The 7635-nt window shown below is 60.2% G+C and carries 6 protein-coding genes and 1 rRNA gene; 3 read left to right on the forward strand and 4 right to left on the reverse strand.

Features of this window, described 5'->3' with window-relative positions:
* Position 1: 1 nt before the first annotated feature.
* From AWB74_RS23755 to AWB74_RS23770, 4 genes are all read right to left on the reverse strand, one after another.
* Positions 2–1162, reverse strand: a complete 1161-nt coding sequence (locus tag AWB74_RS23755; protein ID WP_061149146.1) for an ABC transporter permease — start codon at positions 1160–1162, stop codon at positions 2–4.
* Positions 1159–2103, reverse strand: a complete 945-nt coding sequence (locus AWB74_RS23760; RefSeq protein ID WP_061149147.1) for an ABC transporter ATP-binding protein — start codon at positions 2101–2103, stop codon at positions 1159–1161. Before AWB74_RS23760 ends, AWB74_RS23755 begins: the two co-directional genes overlap by 4 nt.
* On the reverse strand, positions 2100–3056 hold the full coding sequence (locus AWB74_RS23765) for an HlyD family secretion protein (RefSeq protein ID WP_061149167.1): 957 nt from the start codon (positions 3054–3056) through the stop codon (positions 2100–2102). The genes AWB74_RS23760 and AWB74_RS23765 overlap by 4 nt, the downstream gene beginning before the upstream one ends.
* 255 nt (positions 3057–3311) lie before the next feature.
* Positions 3312–3692, reverse strand: coding sequence for a nuclear transport factor 2 family protein (locus AWB74_RS23770; protein ID WP_061149168.1), 381 nt, complete (start codon positions 3690–3692; stop codon positions 3312–3314).
* A 201-nt stretch (positions 3693–3893) separates the two neighbouring features.
* Here AWB74_RS23770 and AWB74_RS23775 point away from each other — a divergent pair, with 201 nt between their 5' ends.
* From AWB74_RS23775 to AWB74_RS23785, 3 genes are all read left to right on the forward strand, one after another.
* The gene (locus AWB74_RS23775) at positions 3894–6317 is read left to right on the forward strand and encodes a penicillin acylase family protein (RefSeq protein WP_061149148.1); all 2424 of its coding nucleotides are present in this window, start codon (positions 3894–3896) and stop codon (positions 6315–6317) included.
* Between the two features lie 439 nt (positions 6318–6756).
* The gene (locus tag AWB74_RS23780) at positions 6757–7131 is read left to right on the forward strand and encodes a DUF4148 domain-containing protein (RefSeq protein WP_087039163.1); all 375 of its coding nucleotides are present in this window, start codon (positions 6757–6759) and stop codon (positions 7129–7131) included.
* A 429-nt stretch (positions 7132–7560) separates the two neighbouring features.
* Positions 7561–7635, forward strand: a 16S ribosomal RNA gene (locus AWB74_RS23785); the annotation flags it as partial.

Here is a 7635-nt window from a genome sequence, read left to right on the forward strand (position 1 = left end):
CCTAGTCGAGCGTGCGCCGATAGAAGCGCAGCGCGATGCCCATGACGATGACCGTGAAGAGCGCCATCGGCCAGACGGAAGGCCACAGGTCCGCCCAGCCATTGCCCTTGAGCAAAATGCCGCGGATCAGGCGATTGAAATAAGTCAGAGGCAGCAGATTGCCGATGAACTGCGCCCACGCGGGCATGCCCGCGAAAGGAAACATGAAGCCCGACAGGAGGATGTTCGGCAGGAAATAGAACATGGTGAGCTGCATGGCCTGAAGCTGATTCTGCGCAAGCGACGACAACGTGATGCCCACGGTCAGGTTCGCTGCGATGAAGAGCAGCGCGGCGAGATAGATCGCGAACGGATTGCCGACGAACGGCACATGAAACACGAAGCGCGTGGCCACCAGAATGATCGACGCCTGAATGAGACCGATGAACACGTAAGGCACGATCTTGCCGGTCATCACTTCGACCGGGCGCACGGGTGTCGCGAGCAGGTTTTCCATCGTGCCGCGCTCGCGTTCGCGCGTCATCGCGAGGCCTGTCATCATGACGAGCGTCATCGTGAGGATCACGCCCATCAAGCCAGGCACGACGTTGTATTGCGTGATGCCTTCGGGGTTATAGAGGTTATGGACTTGTACGTCGAACGCAGCGGGCTTGCTGTTCAACGATGCAAGCGGGCCGGTGATGTCCTTGTTTGCGACGGACTGAATCAGCCCGGGCAGCGCGTTGCTCGCCTTGCTCACCGCGTTCGGATCCGTGGCGTCTGCTTCGACGAGCAGCGCCGGCCGCTCGCCGCGCAACAGCTTGCGCGAGAAATCGGCGGGGATGTTGAGCACGAAAAGCACGCGCCCTTGCGCGAGCGCGCGGCGGCCGCTTGCGTCGTCGGGCAGCGTTTCGACGATATCGAAGTAATCGGAATGCTTCATCGCCTCGACGAAGCTGCGCGTGAAGGGACTTTGATCGCCGACGATGACGGCGGTCGGCAGATGCTTCGGGTCCGTGTTGATCGCATAGCCGAAGAGCGCGAGCTGCACGATCGGCAACCCGACGATCATGCCGAACGTGATGCGGTCGCGCCGCAATTGCAGAAACTCCTTGGTCACGATGCTCCACCAGCGCGTGACGGAGAAGCCGCCGAAAATCGCAAAAGGGCCGCGCGCGTTCATGACGTCACCTTGAAGTTATCGGTGGATCGGCTCATCAAGTAGATGAACACGTCTTCGAGCCCGGTTTCGATGGGTTCCGCGCGCATTGCGCCGTCTTTGGTCGCATCGCGCACGGCCCGTTCGACCGCAGCGTGATCGCTGCCGCTCACGTGCAGCGCCGCGCCGAACACGACGGTCTGATCGATACCGGGCGTCTTGCGCAAGCGTTCAGAAAGCGCAATCAGATGATCGCCGTGGATGCTCCATGTCGCGAGATTCTGCGAGGCGATCACTTCACTCGCGGTGCCCTGCGCAAGCAGCCTCCCATAGGCGATATACGCGAGCTTGTGGCAGCGCTCGGCTTCGTCCATGTAATGCGTGCTGACGAGCACGGAGATGCCTTTCGCCGCAAGACGATGCAGCTCTTCCCAGAAGTCGCGGCGCGCGGTGGGATCGACGCCCGCGGTCGGTTCATCGAGCAGGAGGAGCTTTGGCTCGTGCAGCATGCAGGCCGCGAGCGCGAGCCGTTGCTTCCATCCGCCCGAGAGCGAACCGGTGAGTTGATTCGCGCGGCTCTGCAAACCGAGCGTTTCGAGTGCGCGATCGACGGCTTCGCGGCGCTTCGTCATCTGATAGATGCGCGCGACGAAGTCGAGATTCTCGCGGATGGTCAGGTCTTCCCAGTACGAAAAGCGCTGTGTCATATAGCCGACGTTGCGCTTGATCTCTTCGCTTTCTCGAACGATGTCATAGCCGAGACACGTGCCGCTGCCCGAATCGGGTGTGAGCAGTCCGCACATCAGGCGAATGGATGTGGTCTTGCCGCTGCCGTTCGGACCTAGAAAGCCGAAGATTTCGCCGCGCGCGACTTGCAAGGTCACATCGTTCACGACGTGTTTGTCGCCGAAGTGCTTGTTGAGATTGTGGACGTCGATGACGTAGGGCGTGTCCTGCGCGTTCATTGCAGCCTCACCGCGACGGGTTGACCGGGATGAAGCTTCGATGCATCGCTGGCCTGAGGATGCGCCTCGACCATGAACACGAGCTTCGCGCGGTTTTCGTTGCTGTAGATGACGGGCGGCGTGTATTCCGCCTGATTGGAAACATAGGTGATCGTCGCGGGCACGTCTTCGGCGCAGCCGTCGCAATGAATCGACACCGCGCGGCCCGCGGCGAGGCTGCCCACCACGTTTTCCTGCACGAAGAAGCGCACTTTCACGTTTTGCGGCGGCAGCATCTGAACGACGGGACTTCCAGCCTGCACCCATTCTCCGACGCGAAAGAGCGTGTCGTACACGAGGCCATCCGCGGGCGCGGTGACGCGCTTCTGATCGACTTTCCATTGCGCCTGTGCGACGAACGCCTGCGCGGCGGCCACTTGGGCGCGCTGCGCGGCGATCTGCTGAGGCCGGCCCGGCAAGCGCGCGATGTCGACCTGCTCGGCGAGATCGCGCACCTGTGCGGCGGTTGCATCGGCGTTGGCGCGCGAATCGTCGAGTTGTCCTTTTGCGATGCCGCCAGCGCTGAACTGCGCCTCGTCGCGGCTCAGTTGCAATGCGGCCTTGCGGCCGTTCGCGCGCGCCTGCGCGAGTTGTGCGCGCACCGAAGCGACTTCCGGCGCGCGCTTGCCTGTCAGGATGTCTTCGAGCTGCGACTGCGCAGCCGTGAGTTGACGCTGAGCCTGATCGAGCGCGGCGGTTTCATCGACGGATTCGAGCGTGAACGCACTGGCGCCTGCTTTGACGGATTGCCCGCGCGCGACCGACAACGCGGTGAGCTTTCCCGATTGCGAAGAGCCCAGATAGACGAACTCCCCTTCGACATAGCCCTGGTAACTATCGCGTTCCTGATGAGAGCATGCCGCCAGCGTCGCGGCGATGAACAGGCAGACAGGAATGGCGGCTACGCGGCTCATGGAGAATTCCATTTTCTTGGTTGGTCTACCAAACAATACGCGAGGCTGAACGTCGGTGTCAAGCGGAGCGCATGTCGTGCAATCGTCTACCAGTCAAGAGAAGGATAGGAAAAAGGAAGCGCTGGCGGCTTCTTGTCTGACAAAAAGAGGTCGAGCGAGCTGGTTTGTATCGGTAAATATGACAGGTTGGGGCAAAGTGCGACTCGAGGCGAATACACGCACTGAGGCGCCGTAATAATATGGATGGCGAAGCAATCAGATGCCACTACCTTCGGGCGCTTCATGAGGGATCATCCAGCCGAAGAAGACTTGCGCTTCGACGAGCTGTCCCTCTCTGACGGTGAGGATCTCCGTGTTGCGAAATGCGCTGCCATCTTTCATGCGCAAGTCGTAGGTCACGAACACGTGATCGCCATCTGGAACGAGATGGACGAATGTGAACTCATCCGTGACATGCGAGTTCGGCCAGCAACGCGAGAAGTACGTCGCGCGATCGAGACGATTGTCGCGCGGACTCGTGAAGTGGAAATCGTCGGCGATTAGGGCTTCGATCGCATCGCGGTCTTTCGTGACATATGCCTCATAGACGCGTTTGGCGATGGATATCGGATCGATGCTTCGGGCAATGGCGGACATCAGGTATCTCCTTTGCAAGGGCGCGTTGTTTCCAATGATTCGACGTTCGAGCGCGCAATGAATCGACTGCTGACGCATCGGCTGATGTATCCAAATGTAACCCTGATTTTCGAAGCGGCCTTTGCGCGTGCGTCCCAATCCAATTACATTGCAGTATCCGCGTGACCCGAATCAACACCGATAACAAAAGGAGACGCTCAGATGAAGGGAAAGAAGAGGCAACGCTTGCTCGCGCTCACGCTTGGCGCGGCGCTATTCGGCCCGCTCGCGACGACAACAACTTTCGCCGATGCGCCGAACGTCGAAACCATTGCCGTTGCGGGACTTTCGCAGCCATCGGATATTCTGATCGACCACTGGGGCGTGCCGCACATCTTCGCGGCGAATGACAGCGACGCGTTCTTCGTGCAGGGCTTCAACGCGGCGCGCGACCGGCTGTTCCAGATCGATCTATGGCGCCGGCGCGGCCTCGGCGAGCTCTCGGAAGTGTTCGGCCCGGCGTATGTGGAGCAGGACAAGGCCACGCGGCTCTTTCTCTATCGCGGCGACATGACGACCGAGTGGCAACGCTACGGTCCCGATGCAAAGCCTGCGGCGACGCGCTTCGCGGCGGGCGTGAATGCGTACGTCGACTGGCTTGCCGCGCATCCGGACCGTATGCCGTATGAATTTCGCAAGATCGGCTATTGGCCGGCGAAGTGGAGCGCCGATGATATCGTGCGCATTCGCAGCCACGGCCTCACGAGGAATTTGACGAGCGAAGTGGCGCGTGCGCGCGTGACGTGCAAGAGCTCGCTCGATGCGGATACCGTGCGCTTCGGCTTGCAGCCGCCGTGGAAAGCGCAGATGCCCGCGGGCCTCGATCCCTGTCTGCCCGACGACGTGCTCAAGGTCTTCACGCTCGCAACGCAAGGCGTGCGCGTGACGAAGGAATCGATGAAGAGCGCGGATGCATCGACGACAGTCATTGCCGCCGCCGACAATCCCGAAGAAGTCACCGAAGGCAGCAACAACTGGGCCATCGCGCCATCGAAGTCGGCCACGGGCCGCGCGATCATGGCTAACGATCCGCATCGTGCGTATGCCGCGCCGAGCCTGCGCTATATCCAGCAGATCAGCACGCCGACGCTCGACATCATCGGCGGCGGCGAGCCTTCCGCGCCGGGTATTTCCATCGGGCATAACGGCTCGATCGCTTACGGTCTCACGATATTCAATATCGATCAGGAAGATCTCTATGTGTACGAGCTGAACCCGGCGAACCCGCGGCAGTATCGCTATAAAGGCAAATGGGAGCCGATGCGCGTCGTGCGCGAGCAGATCGCCGTGCGCAATGGTTCGCCCGTCACCGCGGATCTGCTGTTCACAAGACATGGTCCGGTGATCTATACGGAAGAAGGCAAGCATCGCGCATTCGCGGTGCGCACGGCGTGGCTCTCGCCGGGCATGTCGCCTTACTTCGATTCGATGCGTTACATGCGCGCCAAGAACTACGCGCAATTCAAGGCCGCGCTTGCGACGTGGGGCGCACCGACCGTCAATCAGGTCTTCGCGGACAAGGACGGCAACATCGGCTGGGTGCCGAGCGGCCTCGCGCCGATTCGCCCGAACTGGGACGGTCTCATGCCAGTGCCCGGCGATGGGCGCTATGAATGGGCGGGCTTCTGGCCGCGCGATGCAATGCCATCGGTGTATAACCCGGCGCAAGGTTATTTCACCACATCGAATGAAATGAACCTGCCCGCAGGTTATCCGTATGCGGAACGCAAACTCGGTTTCGAATGGACCAACGGTTCGCGGCATCAACGTATCGACGAGGTATTGAAGTCGCTGCCCAAGGTGTCGATCGAAGACTCGGAGCATTTGCAGAACGATATCGTTTCGATCCCGGCACGCAGGCTCGTCGCATTGCTCGGTCCGCTTTCGAGCGATGACGACGACACGCGCGCAGCACTCGCCATGCTCAAGGGCTGGGACGCGCACATGGGCGCGGATTCATCGCAAGCGGCGCTCGAAGAAGTATGGCTATCGCGGCATCTCGGACGAGCCTTCAAAGAAGCGGTGTTGCCGAAGAACGCGGCGTCGGCGTTCGGCGCTCCGGACACGGCCGTGATGCTCGACGCGCTCGAGCATCCCGAGACTCGCTTCGGCGATGGTGCGCAAGCCAAACGCGATGCCGTGCTGATTTCGAGTCTGCACGATGCGTATGTGGAGATGCGGCAACTGCAAGGCGCCGATGCGAGCCAGTGGCGATGGGGCAAGCTGCAGACGAACCTGAACGCGCATCCGCTCGCCGATGTCGTCGATGCGGACATGCGCGCGAAACTCAACGTCGGGCCGATCGGCAAAGGCGGCAGCGCATACACGCCGAATCAGTCGACATATCGCGCAAGCGATTTCCGCGAGACCAATGGTCCTTCGTTTCGCGTTGTCGTGGATGTCGGCAACTGGGACGCCTCGCGCGCGGTGAATCTGCCCGGAGAGTCGGGTGATCCGGATAACCCGCACTATCGCGATCTCGCGCAGATGTGGCTCGACGGGCAATACTTTCCGCTGCTGTATTCACGCTCGGCTGTCGAAGCGGCGACGGAAAAGCGCGTGCATCTCGTGCCGGACACGCATTGAGCATCGCTGTCGCGAATAGCATTGTTGCGGGATCGGCAAGGCATCTTCAACGCAAGCGGCGATGATCTTCGCGCCGCCTCGCGTCACAATCGAATCGCGGTGGACGGGTGCTGGCTGGCGCCTTACCGGACTCCTCATCCGGTTTCGTCCTCCGCGCCTCCCTCTTCTCCCCTCTGATAGTCCCGTTCGAAGCCGATGCGATGTCATGCGCTCTCGGCGGGAAATCTCGTCTTGTCGCGGGAATAGATGTCCACGTGCCCGGGTTAACTAATCGAAGCCTCAACGCTTGAAACCCAGGTGTCGATCGGAGTTAGCGCTTTACTCCGGTCCCATGCACCGCTCGAGTGAGTGTCGAAGCCGCGCAAGGGCCCTGTGCGTTCGATGAGGTTCGTGGATCGCCTGCGATCCGGTCAGCCTTTTCCTGTGGAGTGTGAACATCATGAACGCTATCGCCAAAGTTATCGTGTCCGTCGCTGTCATCGCTGCGCCTGCATTCGCTTTCGCACAGAGCCAGAACGCACCGCTGACTCGCGCACAAGTGAAAGCCGAGCTCGTGCAGTTGGAGCAAGCCGGCTATTCGCCTGCGATGGGCGAGCAAGCCAACTACCCCGCCGACATCCAGGCTGCGGAAGCGAAGGTGGCTGAACAACAGAAGGCGAACGAAACCAATGAGGCCTATGGTGGCGCGCATTCTGGCGATGCGGCGTCGGGCCCCGGCTCGACACGTATGCCCATGTCGATGCGGCATGGGTCGTCATCGGCGTCGGATTGCGTCGGGCCTGCGGGATTCTGCACGCCTTTCTTTGGAAGCTGAGGGTCGGGCGATCTTTAGGCGTGAGGAGATCAGCCACCGATGATTCTCGCGTTCGAAGTCTCAAATCGGGGAATCTGGATTTCGGACGTGTCATTCGGGTGTAGAAAAATAATTTGCGAAAGGGACTTGCGATGAGTTCATCGGCCCGTCATAATCTCGTTTCTCTGCTGCAGACAACGCAGCGACGCAAGACGGTGGTGAGGTTTGACGGTCTTGCGCAATGCTCTTTAAAAACTAACAGCCGATAAGTGTGGGCGCTTGATGGCGAGTGCGGTTTCAGTCTTTCGGGGCTGGAGCAATAGCAAAAGTAATCAAGAGTCTCACACGAAGTATCAGAGGAAGGTTTTTCCATCTTTGGATGGAACAAATCATCGTCAGTACGTTGAGTGAGCGACCGGTTCTACGGAACCGAAAACAGTAACAGGCATTGAACTGAAGAGTTTGATCCTGGCTCAGATTGAACGCTGGCGGCATGCCTTACACATGCAAGTCGAACGGCAGCAC

This window comes from Caballeronia arvi, assembly GCF_001544695.2.
Taxonomy (GTDB): domain Bacteria; phylum Pseudomonadota; class Gammaproteobacteria; order Burkholderiales; family Burkholderiaceae; genus Caballeronia; species Caballeronia arvi.

Bases quoted from the DNA above. Each gene is read 5' to 3' on its own strand.
- AWB74_RS23755 (WP_061149146.1), bottom strand. From the start codon at position 1,162: ATGAACGCGCGCGGCCCTTTTGCGATTTTCGGCGGCTTCTCCGTCACG.
- AWB74_RS23760 (WP_061149147.1), bottom strand. From the start codon at position 2,103: ATGAACGCGCAGGACACGCCCTACGTCATCGACGTCCACAATCTCAAC.
- AWB74_RS23765 (WP_061149167.1), bottom strand. From the start codon at position 3,056: ATGAGCCGCGTAGCCGCCATTCCTGTCTGCCTGTTCATCGCCGCGACG.
- AWB74_RS23770 (WP_061149168.1), bottom strand. From the start codon at position 3,692: ATGTCCGCCATTGCCCGAAGCATCGATCCGATATCCATCGCCAAACGC.
- AWB74_RS23775 (WP_061149148.1), top strand. From the start codon at position 3,894: ATGAAGGGAAAGAAGAGGCAACGCTTGCTCGCGCTCACGCTTGGCGCG.
- AWB74_RS23780 (WP_087039163.1), top strand. From the start codon at position 6,757: ATGAACGCTATCGCCAAAGTTATCGTGTCCGTCGCTGTCATCGCTGCG.